General features: G+C 38.7%; 17 protein-coding genes and 1 tRNA gene. 11 read left to right on the top strand and 7 right to left on the bottom strand.

Features of this window, described 5'->3' with window-relative positions:
- Nucleotides 1-73 precede the first annotated feature (73 nt).
- A complete protein-coding gene (locus HXT60_RS03455) occupies nucleotides 74-2,107 on the top strand; it encodes an LTA synthase family protein (RefSeq protein ID WP_020759747.1) in 2,034 nt (677 codons plus the stop codon).
- A gap of 25 nt (nucleotides 2,108-2,132) precedes the next feature.
- Here the strand turns inward: HXT60_RS03455 and purD are convergent, their stop codons facing one another.
- From purD to purT, 6 genes are all read right to left on the bottom strand, one after another.
- A complete protein-coding gene (gene purD / locus HXT60_RS03450) occupies nucleotides 2,133-3,407 on the bottom strand; it encodes a phosphoribosylamine--glycine ligase (RefSeq protein ID WP_004113602.1) in 1,275 nt (424 codons plus the stop codon).
- 57 nt (nucleotides 3,408-3,464) lie between these two features.
- Nucleotides 3,465-4,499 (bottom strand): phosphoribosylformylglycinamidine cyclo-ligase, encoded by a 1,035-nt coding sequence (gene purM, locus HXT60_RS03445; RefSeq protein WP_004113603.1) that lies wholly within the window; start codon nucleotides 4,497-4,499, stop codon nucleotides 3,465-3,467.
- A gap of 80 nt (nucleotides 4,500-4,579) precedes the next feature.
- Entirely contained in the window at nucleotides 4,580-6,067 is a 1,488-nt protein-coding gene (gene purF, locus HXT60_RS03440; protein WP_004113604.1) for an amidophosphoribosyltransferase, read from the bottom strand.
- 66 nt (nucleotides 6,068-6,133) lie between these two features.
- On the bottom strand, nucleotides 6,134-9,895 hold the full coding sequence (locus HXT60_RS03435; protein ID WP_421790746.1) for a phosphoribosylformylglycinamidine synthase: 3,762 nt from the start codon (nucleotides 9,893-9,895) through the stop codon (nucleotides 6,134-6,136).
- A 137-nt stretch (nucleotides 9,896-10,032) separates the two neighbouring features.
- On the bottom strand, nucleotides 10,033-10,815 hold the full coding sequence (purC, locus tag HXT60_RS03430) for a phosphoribosylaminoimidazolesuccinocarboxamide synthase (RefSeq protein ID WP_004113609.1): 783 nt from the start codon (nucleotides 10,813-10,815) through the stop codon (nucleotides 10,033-10,035).
- A 172-nt stretch (nucleotides 10,816-10,987) separates the two neighbouring features.
- Nucleotides 10,988-12,325, bottom strand: coding sequence for a formate-dependent phosphoribosylglycinamide formyltransferase (gene purT, locus HXT60_RS03425; RefSeq protein ID WP_020759741.1), 1,338 nt, complete (start codon nucleotides 12,323-12,325; stop codon nucleotides 10,988-10,990).
- Between the two features lie 133 nt (nucleotides 12,326-12,458).
- On the opposite strand from purT, the gene HXT60_RS03420 reads away from it, so the two are divergent.
- From HXT60_RS03420 to HXT60_RS03390, 7 genes are all read left to right on the top strand, one after another.
- Nucleotides 12,459-12,534, top strand: a tRNA-His gene (locus tag HXT60_RS03420).
- 198 nt (nucleotides 12,535-12,732) lie between these two features.
- A complete protein-coding gene (locus HXT60_RS03415) occupies nucleotides 12,733-15,477 on the top strand; it encodes a DNA translocase FtsK 4TM domain-containing protein (protein ID WP_421790744.1) in 2,745 nt (914 codons plus the stop codon).
- 63 nt (nucleotides 15,478-15,540) lie between these two features.
- Complete coding sequence (gene pgsA, locus HXT60_RS03410) at nucleotides 15,541-16,155, top strand: CDP-diacylglycerol--glycerol-3-phosphate 3-phosphatidyltransferase (RefSeq protein WP_004113615.1); 615 nt, start codon at nucleotides 15,541-15,543, stop codon at nucleotides 16,153-16,155.
- Nucleotides 16,156-16,162: 7 nt separating this feature from the next.
- Nucleotides 16,163-16,879 (top strand): CinA family protein, encoded by a 717-nt coding sequence (locus HXT60_RS03405; RefSeq protein WP_009994272.1) that lies wholly within the window; start codon nucleotides 16,163-16,165, stop codon nucleotides 16,877-16,879.
- The gene (locus HXT60_RS03400; protein WP_004113620.1) at nucleotides 16,866-17,099 is read left to right on the top strand and encodes a DUF3046 domain-containing protein; all 234 of its coding nucleotides are present in this window, start codon (nucleotides 16,866-16,868) and stop codon (nucleotides 17,097-17,099) included. The genes HXT60_RS03405 and HXT60_RS03400 overlap by 14 nt, the downstream gene beginning before the upstream one ends.
- 212 nt (nucleotides 17,100-17,311) lie before the next feature.
- Nucleotides 17,312-18,466, top strand: coding sequence for a recombinase RecA (gene recA / locus HXT60_RS03395; RefSeq protein ID WP_004113623.1), 1,155 nt, complete (start codon nucleotides 17,312-17,314; stop codon nucleotides 18,464-18,466).
- 86 nt (nucleotides 18,467-18,552) lie between these two features.
- Nucleotides 18,553-19,278 carry a regulatory protein RecX gene (locus HXT60_RS03390; RefSeq protein ID WP_013399611.1) on the top strand — a complete coding sequence of 242 codons (726 nt, stop codon included), beginning with the start codon at nucleotides 18,553-18,555 and terminating at the stop codon, nucleotides 19,276-19,278.
- 10 nt (nucleotides 19,279-19,288) lie between these two features.
- Here HXT60_RS03390 and thrC read toward each other — a convergent pair whose 3' ends face one another.
- Complete coding sequence (thrC, locus tag HXT60_RS03385; protein ID WP_248902429.1) at nucleotides 19,289-20,806, bottom strand: threonine synthase; 1,518 nt, start codon at nucleotides 20,804-20,806, stop codon at nucleotides 19,289-19,291.
- Nucleotides 20,807-20,878: 72 nt separating this feature from the next.
- Here thrC and HXT60_RS03380 point away from each other — a divergent pair, with 72 nt between their 5' ends.
- The 3 genes from HXT60_RS03380 to nadD are packed head-to-tail and all read left to right on the top strand — an operon-like array spanning nucleotide 20,879 to nucleotide 23,748.
- Entirely contained in the window at nucleotides 20,879-22,237 is a 1,359-nt protein-coding gene (locus HXT60_RS03380) for a glutamate-5-semialdehyde dehydrogenase (RefSeq protein ID WP_116437763.1), read from the top strand.
- A gap of 49 nt (nucleotides 22,238-22,286) precedes the next feature.
- Complete coding sequence (locus HXT60_RS03375) at nucleotides 22,287-22,862, top strand: hypothetical protein (RefSeq protein ID WP_004113634.1); 576 nt, start codon at nucleotides 22,287-22,289, stop codon at nucleotides 22,860-22,862.
- Between the two features lie 49 nt (nucleotides 22,863-22,911).
- Nucleotides 22,912-23,748: a nicotinate-nucleotide adenylyltransferase gene (nadD, locus tag HXT60_RS03370; RefSeq protein WP_004115024.1), complete on the top strand. Its 837-nt coding sequence runs from the start codon at nucleotides 22,912-22,914 to the stop codon at nucleotides 23,746-23,748.
- Nucleotides 23,749-23,767: the final 19 nt, after the last annotated feature.

Below are 23,767 nucleotides of genomic sequence, written 5' to 3'. Positions count from 1 at the left end.
TGGCGATAATTAAAATGTATTTGTAACATAGATGCGTAAATGAGTTATGTATTAGTCATGTAATTAGAAGGGTGTGAAATTGCCATTAAGCAATTTTCTTACTATTTTTAAGCGTTTTAAGCTTGCGATTCCGCGATGGTTGTATGCGGTTCTGTTCGTTGTATTTGATGCAATAATGGTTATGATTGTGCAGCTTTCTGTTCAAAGGTCTGGACGAGTGGAAATGACTTCCTCGCTTTCGGCAAGCGCATGGAACATAATTTCAAAAATGTGGATTAGCTTAAATTTTGTATTCGTTTTGAATCTGCTTATAGTTGCTCTAATTTACGGAATTCTGTTGATGGTAATAAATCGTTTTTGGATTACTACACTTATTCTGATTACATTATCTGTAATAATTTCTGTAATCGAGTATATGAAGGTTAATGTTAGATACGAGACAATTCTTCCAGCGGACTTGAACTTTTTAAAGAGTAATACGGGGAATATCGCATCTTTTCTGCCAGATAATGCTATAGCTGTGATTGTCTGCGCCATTATTGCTGTACTTGTAGCTGTTATTGCTGCTATTTTTATGCATTTTGTAGATGTAAATCGCGGAAAAATCGTGTTTACTAAGGATTTTCGCATTTCTATTGTAATTAGAGTTGTTACATGCTTAGTGTGTTTTTTGAGTCTTGGATGGTATGTTTCTGGGGTTGGAACAGTTGGTTCTAGTGCTAACGGTTTTGCTAAGTTTATGGGCGATGCTCCTGCGATGTGGGATTCTGTTTATGATTCGCAAAGAAACGGTGCTTTAGTTGCTTTCTTAAGACAAGTGAATCCAAAAGTTATGGATAAACCAGCGGATTACAATGAATCCACTATGAAAGCTCTTCTAAAAAAATATGATACTGAAGCTAAGAAAATCAATGTTTCTCGCAAAAGCAAAATTTCAGACAATACTGTGGTTTATGTACTTTCGGAATCTTTCTCAAACCCAATGAGGGTTCCAGGATTGCAACTGAATAAGAATCCAATGCCATTTATAAGCTCTTTGAAAGAGAAAACAGATAGTGGTTTAATGCTTTCTTCTGGTTATGGTGGGGGAACAGCGAATCTCGAATATATGTCTCTTACGGGATTGAGCATGGTGAACTTCAATTCATCTCTTACAAGCCCGTATCAGCAGCTTGTTCCAAATTCTTCTTGGACTCCTACAATCAACAGATATTGGGGTAGTGAAGGAAATTCTGTAGCTTTTCATCCATATGAGCCAAGCATGTATTCTAGATCAATAAACTACAAGAAGTTCGGTTTTAGTAAGTTTTATGCTCTTGAAGGTCCTAATATTATTTCTCATAAAAAAATGTTGGATAAATCTCCTTATGTTTCAGATTCTTCAGCTTACGATAGCGCATTTGAGTCAATTTCTGCTAGTAAAAAGCCGCAGTTTGTGCAAGTAGTCACAATGCAAAATCATATGCCTTATAGAAATTGGTATAAGAATAATGATTTTGTTGCAAAAGCAAAAGATGGTTCACCTAATTTAGGACAATCGGAAACATCATCAATTGAAACATATGCTAAGGGTGTTAATTACACGGATCATGCTACGCAAAAGTTCTTAGAGAATCTTGATTCAATTGACAAGCCTGTTACTGTTGTGTTTTACGGCGATCATCTTCCTGGTGTATACAGTACGGCTAGTGCAGATCAAAATAATTCTCTAGATCTGCATTTAACTGACTACTTTATTTGGTCAAATAGAAAAGCTATTGAGACAAATAAGATTAAAAATATTCATAAAAATACTTATTCGTCTCCAAACTTCTTCATATCTCAAGTAGCATCTCATACTAATTCAAAGGTTTCGCCCTATATAGCTTTCCTTACTAGATTACACGATAAGGTTAGTGCTATGGAGCCTCCTGTAGTCAATAAGATTCAAGGTTGGGATAGGATTCCAGAAGGACAATCCATCTATCTGAATAATCATGGTAAGCCAATGATTGCTAATAGTATGAATAAAGAAACTAAGCAATTATTGCATGATTATCGCTTGATTCAGTACGACATTACAGCTGGGAAACATTATCTTAAAAACACAAACTTTCTTGGTTTTTAAGATAATCAGATAGTCGGATCATCCTCTACAGGTCTAGTGCTTTTGACGCAATGTCATGCCTAAAGAACATGTGAGGAAGATTAAGCTTATCTAATATGCTGTAGACGTTGTTTTGAGCGTCTTTTACATCGTTTCCATGCACTTGCACAAGAGCTATTCTGCCTGAAGAAGTAAGAAGTTTTCCGCTTTCTTCATCGCTTTTTACTCCTGCATAATACACGTGCTGACCTTGATCTTCGTCAATAGGAATTTGAGGAAGAGGAGTTCCAGTAACTAAAGTGCCAGGGTAGCCTTCGCTTGCTAATACAACTCCAAGAGTTACGCCATTTTTAATCCAAGTAAATGTTGGTTCTTTGCCATGCAAAATGTTAAAAATAGCTTCACCAAAGTCGCTAGTAAGTCTTGGAAGAACAACTTCGGTTTCTGGGTCTCCAAAACGAGCATTAAACTCAATAACTTTAGGCCCTGAAGCTGTATCAATTAATCCAGCATAAAGTACACCGGTAAAAGGCGTGCCCTCTTTAGCTAGTCCTTCAACAGTTGGGCGCACAATCTCGTCAATAGCACGCTGAACTGTTTCGTCGCTAATTTGTGGAACAGGACTATAAGCTCCCATGCCGCCAGTATTTGGACCAGTGTCGCCGTCGTGAGCGCGTTTGTGGTCTTGAGAAATTGGCATAACCCAAAAATCAGTTCCGCTTACGAAACTCATAAGTGAAAACTCTTGACCTTGCAAAAATTCTTCAATAACAACTTTTGCTCCAGCTTGACCAAAACGATGATCGACGAAAATATCTTCCAAAGCATCAACTGCTGTTTGCTCATCCATAGCAACAGTAACGCCTTTTCCAGCAGCCAAACCGTCCGCTTTAATAACAATTGGAGCACCATGCTCAAGAACGTATGCGCGTGCAGGCTCCAAAGCGTCAAATGTTTTGTAGGAGGCAGTTGGAACGTTGTGACGAGCCATAAGCTTTTTTGCGAAATCTTTAGAGCCTTCAATTTGAGCTGCGGCTTTGTTTGGACCAAAAGCGGCAATTCCATGCGCTTCAAAATCGTCAACAATGCCATTCATAAGCGGAACTTCAGGACCAATGAACGCAAAATCGTAGTTATTGTCTTTAACGAACTTAATAAGAGCGTCATGATCTGATTGACTTATGTTTACAGTTTGAATTCCATCTGCTGCAATACCAGGATTTCCAGGAGCAACAGTTACTTCTTCAACGCTTTCTCCTTTAAGTAACGCGTGTGCAATAGCGTGTTCGCGAGCGCCAGAACCAACTACTAAAACTTTCATTTTTAATCCTTTATTGCTTTAAGATTTTGCTGTCTACTGTTTTGCGTTTTTTGCGGTTTACAACAACTCAACTGCAGCGTTTTCGCGCTTAGCCATTTTGCCAATAATATAAGCGGTTTCGTCATGCTCGTTTAGTATACGCATTGCCTCGTTTGCTTTGCTTTCATCAACTGACAAAACCATGCCAATTCCCATATTAAAAACGTTGAACATTTCAGCGTGAGTAACTTCTCCAGCTTTTTCAATAACGCCAAAAATAGGTGGAACGCTCCAGCTAGTGGTATCAATTTTTGCAGCCAAATCATCCGCATACATGCGAGGAACATTTTCAATAAATCCGCCGCCTGTAATATGAGCAACTCCCTTAATAAGATGCTCAGCAAAAAGTGGCTTCAAAGCTTTTACGTAGATTCGAGTAGGTTCAAGAAGAACTTCGCCAAGCGTTTTGCCGCCAAGCTCATCTAACTTGGTGTCAACGCTAAAACCTGCTTCTTCAAACAAAGCTTTGCGAACAAGAGAGAATCCATTTGAATGAACTCCTGAAGAAGGAAGTCCTATAAGCACGTCGCCTTCGCAAATAGCAGAGCCGTCAACAATATTCGAACGTTCTGCAACGCCTACTGCAAAACCTGCAAGATCGTACTCGTCTTCGTCATACATTCCAGGCATTTCAGCAGTTTCGCCGCCAATTAAACCTGCTTCTGATTGCACGCAACCATCTGCAACGCCTGAAACTACCTGCTCAAGTATTTCAGGATTGTTTTTCCCACACGCAATGTAATCGAGGAAGAAAAGAGGCTCGGCACCTTGAGCTGCAATATCGTTTACGCACATTGCAACGCAATCAATGCCAATAGTGTTATGCTTATTCATCATTTTTGCAATCACAAGCTTGGTTCCAACGCCATCCGTACCAGAAATCAGCACTGGCTCTTTGTAACCAAGAGATGCCAAATCAAATAAGCCGCCAAATCCGCCGATGCCACCTACAACGCCTGGGCGTTTCGTGCGATTCACATGCGATTTAATACGACGTACTACTTCGTATCCTGCTTCTACGCTTACGCCAGCCTCTTCATATGCGTGTGGCATATTGATTCCTTTCATAACTATGTTATAAGTATTTTCTTAAATTTTATTTATAAATTGCGGTAAACAATTAAAATATTAAGTTATATAAGATTTTCGTGTGAATATTTGCTGTGCTTTCTCACTTCTTGCAAATGTTCGCGTTCTTCAGGAGTAAGTGAAGCCAAGAATTCTTCGCCGTAATCGTCTAGTGCAGTAGGGTAGTCGCCATTAAAGTAAGCAACACACAAACCGCCATAAGGCGCTGGCTTTTTTAATCCAATCGACTCTACTAATCCATCTAAAGACAAAAATGCTAAGGAATCAGCATCAATATACTCGCGTATTTCTTCGACTGAATGTTTTGCTGCAATAAGTTCCTTTGTGGTTTGAATATCAATACCGTAGAAGCAAGGATATTTAAGAGGAGGAGAAGAAATACGCATATGTACCTCTTTAGCTCCAGCTTCTCGTAGCAATTGCACAATGCGCTTAGAGGTAGTTCCGCGAACAATTGAATCGTCAATAACGATAACGCGTTTTCCTGCAACTACGCCACGAACAGCAGAAAGTTTCATACGAACGCCTTGCTCGCGTAATTCTTGTGTTGGTTGAATAAAAGTGCGTGCAACATACTGGTTTTTAATCAATCCCATTTCATTTGGAATTCCGCTTGTTTCAGCGTATCCTGCAGCAGCAGAAAGTGAAGAATTAGGTACTCCAATAACCATGTCTGCGTCAACAGGAGATTCTTTAGCCAAACGCGCACCCATACGCTTTCGCACAGAATGAACATTAATACCGTAAATATTAGAATCTGGGCGAGCGAAATAAATAAATTCCATTGAGCATACTGCATGTTGTACGTGCTTTGTATATTGCTCAATAGTGTAGCCATCGTCATTAATAACAATTATTTCGCCAGGCTCAATATCGCGAATAAACTCTGCTCTAACAATATCTAATGCGCAAGTTTCGGATGCGAGTACATAAGCTCCATTGCTCATTCTTCCTAAAGAAAGAGGTCTAAAACCATTCGGGTCTGTTACGCCAATAAGCTCCTTTTCAGTTAGAAGCAAATAGGCAAAACCACCATGAACTATTTGCAAAGCATCTTTAAGCTTATCCATAAAAGAAGTTTTATTTGATCTTCTAATAAGATGCATTAACACTTCAGTATCCGAATTCGAGTGGAAGATTGCTCCCTCATCTTCAAGTTTATTCCTAAGAGTTGTGCAATTAGTAAGATTGCCATTATGTCCTAAAGCAACATCTCCATCATGGAAACAAAAAAGAAAAGGCTGAATGTTTTCAACACTTCCCGAACCAGCAGTAGCATAACGAACGTGCCCAATTGCGCTGTTTCCAGTAAGTTTCTTCATAATGTCTTCGTTTGCAAAAACCTGAGTTAAAAGACCTAGGTTTCTGTAACCTTTAAGATGACCATTATCGTTTGATACGATTCCAGCGCCTTCTTGACCTCGGTGTTGCAGTGCATGTAATCCAAAATATGTTAATCTAGCAGCATCTGAATGACCCCAAACGCCAAAAACGCCACACTCTTCATGAATGTCTTCGAGCTCTGCAGACATCAAACACCCCCTGTTGTTTTAGATTCTTAATCAAGATTTTCCTATAAACTTGCTACAAAAATCACATTATGCAGTGAAATATTCGACTCCAGCGCTAAAAATGTTTTGTGTTCTAAAATCTGGAATATTCACGTACAAACCGTTTCCGCTGCGTTCGCAATGTCCCATTTTTCCAAACACTCTGCCATCTGGGCTAGTGATTCCTTCTACAGCCATAAGTGAACCGTTCGGATTCACTTTAAGATTCATGCTTGGAACGCCATTGCTGTCAACGTATTGTGTTGCGATTTGGCCGTTTTGTATAAGAGTATCCATAACTTCTGGCAATGCTACGAATCGACCTTCTCCATGAGATATTGCAACACTATGAACATCGCCAACTTTGCAATTTGAAAGCCATGGAGAAAGATTAGAAGCAACGCGAGTTCTAACAATCTTGCTTTGATGCCTTCCAATAGTGTTAAACGTTAAAGTCGGGCATTCTGAATCCATTGGAACAATATCTCCAAACGGGACAAGACCTAGTTTAATAAGAGCTTGGAAACCATTGCAAATACCAAGCATTAAGCCATCGCGATTATTGAGCAAATCGCGAACAGCGTCACTAACAGCAGGATTCCTAAAGAAAGATGCTATGAACTTGGCTGAACCGTCTGGTTCATCACCTCCAGAGAATCCGCCTGGAATCATAACAATTTGGCTTTTATTAATCTCATCAACAAGATCTTTTGCAGATTGAGCAATATCATCAGCGCTTAAATTATTGATTATAAGCGTTTTGCATTCTGCTCCAGCTTTTTCAAACGCTGCTTGAGTGTCGTATTCGCAATTGTTTCCAGGGAAAACTGGAATGATTACGCGTGGGTGACTAATCGGAGTTTTTCTATGAGAACGCATGTGGTTATGAGAATACTTCAGTTCACTAGAGTTTATAGCAGGAACTGAGTCTCCCTTCTCTCGATACGGGAATATATCTTCTAAAGTATTTTCCCAATCTTCTTGCAAACTAGCTAAATTAAGTTTCTCGTTTTCTACGCAAAACTCGAACTCATTACAAGTTTCGCCTACTACATCTACGCTTACAAGATCTGAATCTGCATACGTAAGTTCAGAATCATCTTTAAGTTCCACATAGAACGACCCATATGCTGGCTTAAACAAATCATTCTTGCTAATCGCATTATTAAGCTTTAACCCAATATGATTTCCCAAAGTCATCTTAAATAAGATTTCCGCACTAGCACCAAATCCAGGAGTGCTAACGGAAAGCGCATGTTTATTTGAGGTAAGATTTTCCACAATCCTAATCGCCTCTAAGAAGCTTTGAGATTTAGGCGTGATTCCATCTTCCTTATATTTAGGCAATATTCTTAAAATTCTACTATTGGCTTTTTTGAATTCTGGCGAAACAACGTTTCTCGCGTCTCCTGTAGAAACAGCAAAAGAAATAAGTGTTGGTGGAACATCAAGATTTTCAAAGCTTCCGCTCATAGAATCCTTGCCGCCAATAGCGCCTACACCAAAGTCAATTTGTGCGCTTAAAGCTCCGAGAATAGCTGCCATTGGTTTTCCCCAACGTTCTGGAGCATTATGAGGCTTTCCAAAATATTCTTGCAAACTTAAATAAGCATTTTCTATAGTAAAACCGCTGGCTGTGAGCTTTGCCAAAGATTCAACAACAGCTAAATAAGCTCCAGTAAATTGATTCTTTTCCATAATATATGGGTTAAAGCCCCATGACATTGCAGAAGCGGTGTTCGTTTCTCCAAAAACTGGCAATTTTGCAACCATTGCTTGTGCAGGAGTAAGCTGACGTCTGCCTCCAAAAGGCATAAGAACTGTTGCAGCTCCAATAGTGGAGTCGAACATTTCACTAAGACCTTTGTTTGAGCAAATATTTATGTTGGAAACAAGATTTTTCATGCGCTCGCCAAAAGATTTATTAGCGTATTCGCCACTTATATCTTGCCATTTCGAAGTATAGTTTTCGCCACTTTCAACGTGAATATTTTGCTCTTTTGGAGCTCCATTAGAAGCTAGGAATTCACGGCTTAGATCCACAATTGTTTTTCCTCGCCAAGTCATTTTCATTCGTGCTTCTTCTGTGACTATGGCTACAATTTGTGCTTCCAAATTTTCCTGACGTGCGTATGACAAAAATTCGTCGGCATCGCTTGCTGCAACATCAACAGCCATTCGCTCTTGAGATTCAGAAATCGCAAGCTCTGTGCCATCAAGACCTTCATATTTTTTAGAGACTTTATCTAAATCAATAATCAAGCCATCTGCAATTTCACCCGTTGCAACGCTTACGCCGCCAGCGCCAAAGTCGTTGCAACGCTTAATAAGTCTGCATGCATCTTTGCGGCGGAAAAGTCGTTGTAACTTGCGTTCAATAGGAGCATTTCCTTTTTGAACTTCTGCTCCGCATTCCTCAATGCTATCAGTGTCTTGCGCTTTAGAAGCACCAGTTGCTCCACCAATTCCGTCTCTTCCAGTTCGTCCACCTAGAAGAATAATCACGTCTCCTGGCTCAGGTGTTTCTCTTCGAACATGGTCTGCTGGGGTAGCGGCTACAACCGCACCCACTTCCATTCGTTTTGCAACGTATCCTGGGTGGTAAATCTCGTGTACTTCGCCTGTTGCAAGTCCAATTTGATTTCCGTAAGAAGAGTAGCCTGCAGCTGCCGACGTTACGATTTTTCTTTGAGGCAATTTTCCTTCAAGAGTTTGGGCTATTGGCGTTCTAGGATCTGCAGCACCAGTTACTCGCATTGCCTGATATACGTAAGATCTTCCCGAAAGAGGGTCGCGAATGCATCCGCCAATGCATGTTGCAGCACCACCAAAAGGCTCGATTTCTGTAGGATGATTATGTGTTTCGTTTTTAAACAAAAACAGCCAATCTTCATCGTGCCCGTTTACGTCAACTTTGATTTTTACTGTACAAGCGTTGATTTCTTCGGATTCGTCTAGATTCTTAAGAATCCCATTATGCTTCAAATACTTTGCACCAATAGTTGCCATATCCATAAGGCAAATCGGCTTATTTGTGCGATTAAGTTCTTCTCGCATTTCAAGATAACGATTGAATGCGGTTTGTACTTGCTTATCGTCTATTTTTATGTTTGTAAGATGCGTGCCAAAAGTTGTATGACGGCAATGATCAGACCAATATGTGTCTATTACTTTGATTTCTGTAATAGTTGGATTGCGATTTTCGTTTTTAAAATAGTTCTGGCAGAATTTTGCGTCTTCCAAGTCCATTGCAAGCGCGCGATCTTCTATGAACTTTTTTAAACCTTGTTCGTCTAAATCGTTGAATCCGTTGATAACTTCCACATTTGCTGGAATAACTGTTTCTGTTTGCAAAGTATTGACTTTATCTAAAGATGCTTCGCGCGCTTCAACTGGATTAATTATGTAGTGTTTAATTGCGTCCAAATCTTTTTTAGACAAATCACCTTTAAAAGCCAAGATTTGCGCGGTTCTTACCCTTGGTTGCTCTCCTTGGCTTATAAGCTGTATGCATTCACTTGCAGATTCTGCTCGCTGATCAAATTGTCCTGGAAGAAATTCCATAGCAAAAACATGTTCGCTTGTGCTTATGGGCAGATAATCATAGGTGTTATCGACTGGTGGTTCGTTAAAAACTGTTTTGATAGCAGTGTTGAATAGATCTTCTGATATTCCTTCAACATCATACCTGTTTATTATGCGCGTTGATTTTAAAGAATCTATTCCTAGAATTTCTTTAAGCTCGTGATTAAGATGCTGTGCCTTAACATCGAAACCAGATTGCTTTTCAACATAAACGCGAAATACCACGGTAAACCTGCCTTGTAATTGTACGTTTTGGCTATTTTGGTTGTTTTGTTTTTTCAGTTTTCTTTTTCAATTTTGTTTAGTTTTGCTTTAAGAACGCGCGTGGCTCGCACCTCGAAAGATGCGAGCCACATTAAAAATCATTCTTCAACATAATTATTTGGATTTATTTCGTCGAAGTTTACGCCTTCGCTTTGAGCAAGAGATTTAAGCCTTGAGAATATCTCCTCGTAGGCTGGAATTATATCTCCTAAATCTCGTCTGAATAAATCTTTATCTAAGTGGCTTACTTCAGAATTATTTGTATTGCGCTTATCCCAAAGTCTGCAAGTATCTGGCGTTATTTCGTCAGCAAGCAGAATGTTTCCCTTAGAGTCAACGCCTTCTTCAATCTTGAAGTCAACAAGCTGTACGTCAATCTTAGAGAAAACATCAAGCAATGCATTATTAACAGCATGAGCTTGGCGAGTAATTTCTGCCATCTCTTCATCGGTTGCTAATCCAAGAGCTACAACGCCTTCAGGATTAATAAATGGATCGCCAAGTTCGTCGGATTTAACGCAGAATTCCAATAATGGTTTCTTTAAAGGAGTGCCTTCTTTTACAGCATAACGTTTTGCAAAAGAACCAGCAGCAGTATTTCGCATTATTATTTCTAATGGGAACATTTTCATGCGTTTTACAAGTTGCTCAGTGCTAGAAATGCGCCCTAGGAAGTGGCTTTTCACGCCACGCGCCTCAAGAAGATGGAATAGTAAAGAAGTTATTTGATTGTTTAAGCTGCCTTTGCCAGCAATTTGAGCTTTTTTAAGACCGTTGCCAGCTGTTGCCTGATTCATGTATTCCACCCACAACACATTATTGTTATCAGTGGCATACAATTTCTTTGCTTTGCCCTCATACAACTTGTCAAGTTTTTCCATTGACGTGCCTCTCTTGTTGCATCTATGGCTGTAGGCGAAAACCAACATTGTTCGAAGGTTTATCCAACCTTGTCAGCACGTTCAGACTAACAATTGTTACCTACAATTTTTTTAGATTATTTTTTATTCTTTTAATGTCTTAAACCAGTAAAAACCTTGATTTTTCGATGTTTTAAGACGGTAGTTCTACAGTGTGTAATTCGCTAGCAATGCGTGTCGCGCAAGATTTTGCATCACGCACGCTGTTTGATACTGTCAAAATAACACCTAAGCGTCTTGAGCCGTGAACTTCTGGCTTTCCAAAGATGCGTATATCACATCTTGCGCAATCTTCAGTGTTTAATGATTTTGCTACATTCGCAAATCCAATTTTTCCATTACCTTCTACAACAAGTGCATGGCTTAAAGCGACTTCATTATTTTTTAAACAAAGAGCAGTGTGCTTTTGAGTAATAGGAACACCCAAAATCGCTAAAACATGCAGAGCAAACTCGCTGTAATACTGTGAAATCATTGTAACCATACCAGTATCGTGCGGACGAGGGGATAGTTCGTTGAAAAGTAAATCACCGTTTTTAAGAACAAAGAGTTCAACTCCATAAACGCCCCACCCAGTTTCTCCGTTTTCTCTTGCTATTTTAGATAGACCTTCAACGGCTCGTTTAGCAATATTTTGAGCGTTGATTCGAACGTTTTCTGGTATATTTGCTGGTTGCCATGATTGCCTGTAATCGCCATTTTTTTGAAATTGTGCAATGGGTTCGCATGTTGTTATTCCAGCGCTAGAGCTTACAGTTAGTACTGTTAGCTCGTAGTCTAATGGTGCTAAAGCTTCAACAATTACGCGAGATATGTCAGCGTTTTGTGCGTTCTGATTCTTATGCTTAGATCTTCTTCCATTTTGTGCTTCTACCCAAGCATTTTGTAGGTTTTCAGGATTTTTTACTATTGATTGACCGTGACCAGATGAGCTCATAATTGGTTTTACGACGCATGGATATCCTACGATTTTTGCTCCTTTTTCTAATTCTTCATAGTTAGAAGCAAATCGATATGGTGTTGTTGGCAATCCTAGTTTTTCGTGTGAAATTTTTCGCAAAGCTTCGCGGTCCATAGCAATTGCAGTAATATCAGAGCTTGGAACAACTTGAATTTTCTTACTCTTTACAACATTTTTTAGTATTTGAGTTGATATTGCTTCAATTTCAGGAATTATTATGTCTGGGTTTATATCGTTTATTAAGTCTTGCAACTCTTGAGAGTCGCTCATATCTATAACGCGATTTTCTTGAGCTACTTGCATTGCTGGAGCGTTCGCATAGCTATCTGCCGCGCATACTCTTATGCCAAGCCTGATAAGTTCTATAGCAATCTCTTTGCCAAGTTCTCCAGAGCCAAGAAGAAGAACTTTTGTTGTATGTAACTTTGAATCAAAAATACCAAAAATTCGCTCGTTTGTAACGCTTTCATTTAATTCATTATTTGAATCTGATTTTTGCGAAAAACTCATAACTATATTCTTACATTACGCAATGTCGAATTGTCGTGCGACGCGCCGAATGAAGATTGACTAGCATAAATTTAAAAAATCGTGTATAGTATTCCTCTGTTGTGCGATTCCCGAAGGGTTTCGCGCCATAATGGTGGCTATAGCTCAGTTGGTAGAGCATCTGATTGTGGTTCAGAAGGTCGCGCGTTCAAGCCGCGTTAGCCACCCCATTTTTTCGGCTGGTTTCAGCCGAATTTTTTTTTTATGCTAGATTATTTTTTTTTACTTTGAGTATCATTCTTTTTGCAATTAGATTTTTTAATTTATCAGTACACGTTTATGCCCGTATATTAGTACACGTTGGGGTAGAATAATGTGGATTGCATAATTTGTTATGTTTCATAAATTTATGTTTAAGGAGCTTATATATGGCAGGTAGGGGCGGTAAGTCATCAAAGTCGTCATCAAATGTATCTTATGATGAACCTTTTTGGGAATCCGCGCTGCTTTTTGTTCCGCGACTTGTTGGTAAAGTAGTACGTTCGCTTTTTGGTGTGGGAGAATACGACGAAGCATATCGCAGAGATGGATTGTGCTTTGTAATGATTATTATTGCTATTCTTTTCTGCGCATCGGAATGGTTTAGAGTTAGTGGTTTTATAGGCGTTGCTTTTCACTTCGCAGCATCTGCAGTTTTTGGAGTTATGAGCATTGTTTTACCAGTTTGGTTATTTGCTGTAGCAATTAGACTAATGAGAAATAGTGGATCAAAATCAGGTAACCCACGTGTTATAGGTGGTTTTGTTCTTATTTTGTGGTCTATATGTTCTATTTTAGATATTTTATTTGCTAGTAAAAATCAACATTTTCACATAGAAGATTTGCAAAAATCTGGTGGATTATTAGGTTTTTCTCTTGGTTCTCCTTTAGCTTGGGGATTATCTAGAACTTTTGCTCTAGTGATTTTTGTTATTATCGCAATTTTTTCGTTTTTGATGATTTTAAAATTGCATGTTACAGACATAACGCAGTTTATATTTTCTGCTTTTTCTAAAGATAGTAAAGATAGTAATTCTGAGGAAGATTCATACGATAATGATTCTAAGGATGATGATAAAACACTTGAATTTGCTGATGGAGTGTCAACTCATGATGATTCTGACAAATCTGAAAAGTCTCGCAGATCTTTGCATAATTCGTTAATTTCTAAATTATGGAATTCACTATTTGGAACTAAGAAAAAAGATAGTAATAATGAGCTTTTAGATGAGTATGCTGGAGATGATGCTTTTCTCTGTGCATCTTCAAAAGATGGCGGTAGTAATTTCGAATCAAATAATGCTGATCGCACGAATAGTCATGATGGTGATCTTAATAATCAATCGCAAGGTTATGAAAATACGGTTGATAAATCACATAATCGTGAGTCTCCTAGGTCTGTATCTTCAAGTGGTTCTTCTGCGAATTCTAATTCTTGGAAAACATCTCCAGAATTATATATTGATGAATTCCCTAAGGCTCCTATAAGCACCAGCGAGCAATATTCTTCTGATCCTTGGGGAAATATGCCTGCTCAACAATTAGATAAATATAGGTCATCGCAAGAAAATAATAGTGATAGCGCTGCTGGCAAAGATATATACGATTCAAATCATAGTGATTCTAATGTTTATGAAGATGAACCTTATATTCTACCAGATTTGAACATACTTGTTCATGGAAAGCCTCATGCAACAAGAACACCAGCGAATGATCGTGTGATTCGAGCTTTAACTTCTACCTTTGAACAATTTGAGGTAGATGCGAAGGTTATTGGCTTCTTAAGAGGTCCTTCTGTAACTCAATATGAAGTTGAGTTAGGATCTGGAGTAAAAGTAGAGAAGGTAACGAATCTTCAAAAGAATATTGCGTATGCTGTAGCAAGTACTGATGTGCGTATTCTCTCTCCAATTCCGGGCAAGTCTGCAATTGGTATTGAGATCCCGAATGTAGATAGAGAGATTGTAAATCTGGGAGATGTTCTTAGGTCTGATAAAGCGCGCCAAGATCCAAACCCTATGCTTACAGGTGTTGGTAAGGATGTTGAGGGTCATTTCGTAACGGCAGCTCTCGATAAAATGCCGCATTTGCTTGTTGCAGGTGCTACAGGATCTGGTAAGTCGAGTTTTATTAACTCGATGCTCACTTCTATTATCATGCGAGCAACACCTGAACAGGTTCGTATGATTTTGGTAGATCCTAAGAGAGTAGAGCTTTCTGCATACGCTGGCATTCCGCATTTGCTCACACCGATTATTACGGATCCTAAGAAGGCTGCGCAGGCTCTCGAGTGGGTTGTTAAAGAGATGGACGCGCGCTACGACGACTTGCAATTCTTCGGCTTCCGCCATGTTAAAGATTTCAACAAGGCTGTGCGTGAAGGAAAAGTTCATGCTCCGGCTGGTTCTAATCGAAAAGTTGCTCCATACCCGTATTTGCTTGTGGTTGTAGACGAGATGGCTGATTTGATGATGGTTGCTAAGAACGATGTGGAAAGTTCTATTCAGCGTATTACTCAGCTTGCTCGAGCTGCAGGAGTGCATTTGGTTCTTGCTACTCAGCGCCCATCTGTTGACGTTGTAACAGGCTTGATTAAAGCAAATATTCCTTCTCGCTTGGCTTTTGCTACTTCATCTGCAACTGATTCCAGGGTTATTCTCGATACTGTTGGTGCAGAAACTTTGATTGGTCAAGGTGACGCTTTGTTCCTTCCAATGGGTGCTGCTAAGCCTCAGCGTGTGCAGGGCTCGTGGGTGAGTGAATCTGAAATCCGCAGAGCTGTGGAGTATGTTCGCACTCAGCGCAAGCCAAAGTATCGTGAAGATATTGAACAAATGGCTCAAAAAGCGGATGCTCAAGCTCAAAGCAAGCTTAAAACTAGCGATATTGGCGACGATATGGATGAGCTGCTTCAGGCTGCAGAGCTTGTAGTAGGCGCTCAGTTTGGATCCACTTCGATGCTTCAAAGAAAATTGCGTGTTGGCTTTTCTAAAGCTGGTAGGTTAATGGATTTGCTTGAGTCGCGTGGCGTTGTTGGTCCATCCGAAGGATCTAAGGCACGTGAGGTTCTTGTGCAACCTCAAGATTTGCCTAAAGTTTTAGCATTTATTCGCGGTGAAAGTGATTCTTTGTAAAAGTTGAATTAAGTTTTGCGTTTGCTATACCATATTTGTGTAGCTTTATGGAGGTATTTATAGATGTTGAAAAACAGTAAGTCTAAATTACTTGAAGGTTGGGATTATGCTCCTAATGTAGTGACATACATAAGGATTATTCTTTCCATTCTATTTATAATCTTATATTTGGTTGCAGGTCCTTGGGGTTATACTTCTACTGCGATACGTTGGTCAGTGTTTGTTTTGTTTGTAATTGCAGCTTCTACAGATAAATTAGATGGTTGGATGGCTAGAAAATACAATCAGGTAACTGAGCTTGGTAAATTACTAGATCCTATAGCAGATAAGCTTCTTATGCTTTCCGCGCTTATTATTGCGTCAGCTTTTGGAGAACTATATTGGTGGATTACTGCTTTGTTTGTTATTCGTGAAATTGGCATAACTATTTTACGATTCTATGTTATAAATAAGGGCGGTAAAGTGATTGCAGCATCTTCTGCTGGAAAGTTTAAGACACTTTCTCAGTCAATTGGTATTGCAATGCTTCTCGTTCCTATTGTTCCTATTTTCTGCGCAAATGATATTCCACTTTGGGTGATTTGCTATTACTCCATTGCTTACGGTTTGATTGGAATTGCAATAGGTTTTGCTACTTACTCTGGTATTCTTTATGTGAACGACGCTTTGAAGCATTGATATAGATATGTGTAGTGACTCTGTTAGTGTTTTAGCTAGTGAGATTCTTGATTTTTGCGATGCACATTCTTTGCATATCGCATGTGCTGAGTCTCTGACTGGGGGTCTTCTTTCAGATTCGTTTGTAAAGATTCCTGGCGCTTCTAGAGTTTTTCTTGGATCTGCTGTTACTTACGATATTCGTGAAAAATCTAAGATACTTGGTGTGGATTGCGATTTATTAAAATCGTGTGGTGCTGTAGATGCGCGAGTAGCAAAGCAAATGGCGTTTGGTGCAGCAAGATTATACAGTGGATCTGGTTGGTGTTATAAGCGTTTTGAGCAACAAAAAGATGTTGACAATCCTGATTTTCCTATTATTGGATTGTCAACTACTGGTGTTGCTGGACCTGGCTCTGATGCTGGTAAGCCAGCTGGGTTGGCGTATATTGGTGTTTTTGTTCCAACTGTTACAGATAAATCTTGCTATTCGCTTGACTCTGATGCGATTTTTTGCAAGTTTAATAGAATAAAAAATTGCGTTTTTGATTGTAAGTGTGGGAAAATTAGTAATTTCTCCTTGGAGAAATGTGATTTTTATTCTTGTGATTTAGGATTGTTGATTTCTGTTCAATTAGATATTTCTGGTAATCGTGAAGAAGTTCGAAACGGTGTCGTTTATGCGTTAATAAAAATTCTGCATTCCATAATTTTTGAAGATTGGATTTTTGATGCGCGAGCGTGAATTCTGGGAGCTTCTTGAAGAGGTATTTGGCAGGGAGTTTGGCAGGAGTATCGCAAAAGATCAGGAGCTGCAAAAACTTAATGGTATGAGTGCTCGTGAGGCGATTGATGCTGGAGTAGAGCCAAGAATTGTCTGGAATGTTTTATGTGATCACATGAATATTCCTGATAGTAAGAGGTGGGGTAAAGATCATAATGCTCCACCAATGCCTGCAAAATAGATATTTTCGTTGGAATTTCAAGTCAACACACTTGTCGAACAAATGTTCGTTTATGGTGTATAATGTCAATTGTTGGGCTTCTTGCAGCGTGATAAGTGCCTATTGTGTTATTGAGTAAAACCTTTAACCACATTGCTCTAAAACGCTTGCATAGTCATTATGTATTGCATTAACGTCAATCAATACATCGGCATGCGAAAGGAGTAGCAGATATGGCACAACAAGCAAAAAAAGGTGCAGTGGATCGTCTTATTGATGCCGACAAGGCAGATCCTCGTAGAAAAGCAGCGTTGGAAACAGCTCTTGCCAATGTTGAAAAACAATATGGTAAAGGTTCCGCAATGCGATTGGGTGATAAGCCACTACAAGACGTGGAGGTTATCCCTACTGGCTCAATAGCTCTAGATATGGCTCTAGGGATTGGTGGCGTTCCTCGTGGGCGTATTGTGGAAGTTTATGGTCCTGAATCTTCTGGTAAAACAACATTAGCTTTGCATATTGTTGCTAATGCTCAAAAGAATGGTGGTATTGCTGCATTTATTGATGCTGAGCATGCTTTAGATCCAGTTTATGCGCGTAAATTGGGTGTTGACACAGATTCTCTTATTGTTTCTCAGCCAGATAATGGTGAACAAGCATTAGAGATTGCCGACATGCTAATTCGTTCTGGTGCTTTAGATGTTATAGTAGTTGATTCTGTAGCAGCTCTTGTTCCAAAAGCGGAAATTGATGGAGACATGGGAGATAGCCATGTTGGTTTACAAGCGCGCTTAATGAGCCAAGCTTTAAGAAAAATGACTGGTGCATTGTCTCAAGCTGGAACGACAGCAATATTTATTAATCAGCTTCGTGAAAAAATTGGTGTATTCTTCGGTAATCCAGAAACAACTACTGGTGGTAAAGCTCTTAAATTCTATTCATCTGTTCGAATGGATATTAGACGAGTTTCTACTATCAAAAATGGTGAAGAGGCTGTTGGAAATCGTACTAAGGTAAAGATTGTAAAGAATAAAATGGCTCCGCCTTTTAAAACAGCAGAGTTTGATGTTCTTTACGGAGAAGGAATATCAACTGAAGGTTCTGTAATCGATATGGCTGTACAGTGCGATGTTATTAAAAAATCTGGTTCTTGGTTCACTTATGAAGGTGAACAACTTGGGCAAGGTAGGGAGAACGTTCGCCAATTCCTTAAAGATAATCCTGCTATTACAGAAGAGATTAGCGATAAAGTAAAAGTAGCGTTTGGGCTAATGAAGCCAGAAGATCAATTCGTTGAGGTAGAAGATGAAGATGACAATTCTCAGTCAGTATCATCTTCAAGTGCTGATAGTAAAACAAACACTTCAAAAGGCAGTGATGTCAAATAAAACTATATTAAATAAAATTATTAAAACAAAGTTGAGTTTAGCTGATTCACATCATATTGGCTGAGATTCAGTGAAAAGAATAGAAGATGATTAGTGTAGAGAGTTTTCTTCGCAATCATAAACCTGTTGATTCTTATTATTCTGCAGAAAATGAGTGTGAAAAAGCAGAAGAATCTGAAGTTAATGGTTGTGATTTAACAACAGTTGGCGTTAGTGATGCTTATGATACGTCATTTGATAGCTTAGATAATAATCATGAAGATTATTGTGAAGAAAACTCTTCTTACGCTTTTAAGAAGTATAATTCATTTAATAGTAGAAAAGCTGCTAAAAAAGTAGATGCCAAAAAAGCCTCTGATTTCGACGATTGTAGAGAATCTGCTTTACGAATGCTAGATTATTCAGCTAGATCTTCCGATGATTTAAAGAATAGGCTCATAAATAAGGGTTACAAAGAGAATATTGTTGAATCCGTAATAATTCGTTTGGAAGAATTATATTTGGTTGACGATGAACAATATGCTAGATCCGTTATACGCTCATGTGTATCTAGATTGTTGGGAGAACGTGCGACTCGCCTTGAGCTACAAAAAAAGGGCGTTTCTTCCACTGTGGTCTGTTCAACATTGCAAGAAGCTAGAGAAGACGGTGTTTTTGAAGAAGCTGCATGGGAATTAGGCAGAAAGTTATCGTTAAAACTCAAAAGCCTAGAAGATAATGTAAAAAGACGTAGGTTCTTTTCTGCAGGAGCTAGGAAAGGTCATGATTTAAGCACGCTAAACGAAGTATATTATGCTTTGTTTAAGTCTTAAACCAAAATCTTCAGCAAATTTCGTTAGCGCACTTAAGAACATAATCTGGCATATCTTCGACGTTAATAACATCATTAAAGCGAGCAGTCTTATTCTTAAGTTCACTCAACATACTAGGCGACTTAGTAGAGGTTTTCTTTTCAAGAAGCTCCATGCATCCAAAGTCATCTAAGTCTTGAACGTTTAATCCCAGAGACTGGCAAACAACCCTCGGGAATTTGTAAGGGCTTGCGGTGCTCAAAAGAACACGCGGAACATTAGAATCATGAGGAATATGATTCATAACAAAGTATCCGCAAGCAGTATGCGGGTCTATAACATAATTATGATTATCCCAACATTCTTTTATAGAGTCGCGAATCTGCTTCTCGTTTGCCCATCCGCAACCAAAAAGTTTCCTAATTTTAGAAAGAACATTATCTGGTATTTCAAAAGCGCCCCATTGTTGTAAATCATTCATAAGCATTTGCAACAGTCTTGTATCTTTATCGCACATGTAGTAAAGCATGCGTTCTAAATTAGAAGAAACAAGAATATCCATAGACGGTGCAATTGTTTGGTTAAATGGTCGAATCTTGTTATATGTTCCACTGACCAAAAAGTCAAACAAAACATTGTTGCTGTTGCTTGCTACAATCAAGTGTTTTACAGGAAGACCAAGCATTTTCGCATAATATCCAGCAAGAATATTTCCAAAATTTCCAGTAGGGACACAAAATTCCACTTCATCACCAAGTTCAATAACGCCTTGCTCAACAAGTTTAGAATAAGCGTAGAAGTAGTAAACAACTTGAGGAATAAGTCTGCCAATATTAATCGAATTAGCAGAAGAAAGCAGTGCGTGATTATTGTTTTCAACTGTTTCATTAATTGAATTGTTAGTAAATATTTGTTTAACGCCGCTTTGTGCATCGTCAAAATTTCCTCTAACAGCACATACTTTTACGTTATCTCCACTTTGAGTGGTCATTTGCAATTCTTGAATTTTACTTACTTTACCTTCTGGGTAAAAAGTGACCATAGAAGTGCCTTCAACATCCGCAAACCCAGCTAACGCAGCTTTTCCTGTATCTCCCGAAGTGGCTGTAAGAATCATAACATTTTGATTAGAATCAGATACATCTTTTGTGTGACTAATGAATTGCGGCAAAATTTGCAAAGCAACATCTTTAAAAGCACAGGTAGGACCGTGGAAAAGCTCTAGAACAAAGTCATTATTATTGCCAAGAGCCTTTAAAGGAGTAATTTCAGTATCTTCCCACTGACTTCCATAAGCCTTCTCTACACAATCATCAAGCTCGCTAGATGTAAAATCTGGAAGGAGAATTTGAAGAACATCTTTAGCAATCTGTTTATAAGTTTTTCCAGAAAGATTAGAAATATCGTAACGAGTTTCACCAAGGCAATCCGTAACAAACAAGCCACCATCATCTGCTATTCCTCTACGAATAGCTTGCTTCGATGCATAGGTTTTAGAGTTTGACCTAGTGCTGTGAAACATAACTGTATTCGTAGTGTTTTCTGCCATGATTCCTCCATTCGTGCTAATTGGTATACATGTTACCTGAAGAGGTGGAGCCTAAGTACTGCTATTGCTAATATGTTCAATATGATTAATCTTGATACAAAGTTAGATGAAACGCATAGTAATGCACAAAACAATATGTCTAAAGATTATGGGGACTCTATAGATTCTATTGTTTTTTCTAGATCGGATGCTTCGCGAATAGCACAGCGTGAATTTGCTAAAGCTAATACCAATTTTAAAAATAATCTTCTAAATGCTATTGCTGATTCTATTGAAAATAATGCAGAATTTATTGAAGAAGCAAATAAGCAAGACTTAGAAAAAGCTCAAAAAAATGGTATGGATGCTGGAAAACTAGACAGACTTAAATTTGATGAAGAAAGAATATTTCAATCTGCAAAAAGTATTAGAAAAATAGCGCAATTACAAGATCCTGTTGGAGAAGTTGTTCGTGGATACACGCTAGAAAATGGTCTTAGGCTTTCTCAAGTAAGAGTGCCAATAGGCGTAATGGGAATTATTTACGAAGCTAGACCAAATGTGACTGTTGACGTTGCATCTTTGTGCATAAAATCTTCAAATGCTGTAATTTTAAGAGGCGGTAGTGCAGCTGAGCGCACGAACCATGCGACAATTTCTGTAATCAAGCAAGTATTAAAAGATTTTGGTGTAAGTGGAAATCTTATAGAATCTGTTGATGATCTTGGAAGAAGTGGAGCAACGTCAATGATGCATGCTCATGGTCATATTGATGTTCTTGTTCCTAGAGGAAGTGCAAATCTAATCGCTGCAGTTGTTAAAGAGTCAACAGTTCCAGTTATAGAAACTGGAGCTGGAAATGTTCATATTTACGTGGATAAAACAGCAGATTTTGAAAAAGCGATACAAATTATTGTAAATGCAAAAACTCAAAGAGTTGGAGTTTGTAATGCTGCAGAAAAATTGCTTGTAAATCAAGATATTGCTAAAGATTTTCTGCCAAGAATTGCAAGCGAGTTAGCTAAACATAATGTTTTGATTCATGCTGATGAAAAATCCTACAATATTCTATTCGATTCAAATATCAATGGTTTGCAGTTAGAACATGCAAATGATGATGATTGGAATCGTGAATATTTGTCTTTGCAAATAGGAGTAAAGATTGTAAAAGATGTTGAGGATGCTGCGAATCATATTACAAAGTATTCAACGGGGCATACTGAGACGATTATTGCTGAAGATTATTTAACAATCAATAATTTTGTGTCATCTGTAGACTCAGCTGTTGTTATGGTAAATGCTTCAACAAGATTTACGGATGGCGGCGAATTTGGTTTTGGAGCTGAGCTTGGCATTTCCACTCAAAAATTACATGCCAGGGGTCCGATGGGTTTGAGAGAAATGACAACCACAAAGTGGATTGGTTATGGAGATGGTCAAATAAGAGCTTGATGTTATAAATTGTGACAGATAATAAGGTATTAAGAGTAAGGTTATGAGTATGCCAAATACGCAGGAATCAACTAAATCAGATAATGTATACGCGAAAAGCGAATCATATGGTGTGTCTGATTTTAATGTTTTAGATGCTTTAGATATTTCCGCTGAGCGTTTATCCATAGTTCGCTATGTGTTTTTAGTGCAAATTGAAGATGGTATTGCGTCTGCATCTCAAAGATCTTCTCTTGAATATGCTGATGCAATATTAATGGGTTGGCCAGATAGGGATAATCGTACTGTTTTCAAGCCTCAGGATAATGCTGCTTTAGATGAGATTAATAAGAATTTGAGAAAAATGGAAGATAATATATCTCAATTCAGTAATCTTGAGCGTTGTGGTGAAGTAGATAATATGGCAGATATTCTTATTAAGATTACAGAATCTGTTGCAAAGATTAGAAGTATTTTCCAGCCTGATTTTCCTCTTCCAACATTTGAGGAGATTAAACGGGTTGTTCAAGATGAGTGGAATGAAGAAATGGGCAATATTAATCCTGATAAGGCGAACGTTGCCTCTAGTGTTATCGGTGAAGCTAAGGCAGATGATGCTGCTGATTTGCTTGATGGTGCAAAATAATCACGATGCTTGATTTTGTGTATTTTGAACAAAATGTGGAAATGAATTAATGCAAAATAATCTAAACAACTCTAAAGTTGATTCCCAAAATAGTCTTAAGTCAGAAGTAAAAGATTTTTCTGAAGAGCGCAGAATGTCTGACTTGTTCCAAGGGTCTTTTAATGGCACTGAGGCTGCGCCGCCTGTTGTGGCAGGCGTTGCTAAACACCGTCAATCTGCTAGAGGTAATGTTCACCAGCGCCCACGAATAGGGATCATGGGCGGCACTTTTGACCCTATTCACAACGGTCACTTGGTAGCAGCTTCTGAAGTTGCGTGGGTTTATGATTTAGACGAAGTCATATTTGTTCCTACAGGAAAGCCTGTTTTTAAACTTGATAAGAAGGTTACTAACGCAGAAGATCGATATTTGATGACTGTGATTGCAACTGCTTCTAATCCTAAGTTCACAGTTTCCAGAGTGGATATTGATAGACCAGGTGTTACTTATACAATTGATACGCTTCGCGATATTCGATCTCAGCATCCAGATGCTGAACTTTTCTTTATTACAGGCGCGGATGCTATTGCGGAGATTATGCAATGGAAAGATGCTAGAGAACTGTGGAATTTGGCTAGATTTGTGGCTGTTACTCGTCCTGGGTATTCTAGTCCAGAAAAGTTTACTCAAATTGAGGCTCATGTGTATTCAGCGGATTCTTGTGACGATATGATTAATTGTCACAGTCATCGTTTCCCAGTTGACATTTTGGAAATCCCAGCACTAGCAATTTCTTCTACTGATGTTCGTAAGCGAGCTGAGCACGGGGAGCCTGTATGGTATTTGGTTCCAGATGGAGTTGTTCAATACATTGTTAAGCATGGTTTATACAGACGCGATTTGTGATTATTTGGAATCTTTTGCA

The sequence above is a fragment of the Gardnerella sp. KA01002 genome (genome assembly GCF_049244015.1).
GTDB lineage: Bacteria > Actinomycetota > Actinomycetes > Actinomycetales > Bifidobacteriaceae > Bifidobacterium > Bifidobacterium vaginale.
This window is presented reverse-complemented; position numbering and strand designations above follow the sequence as displayed.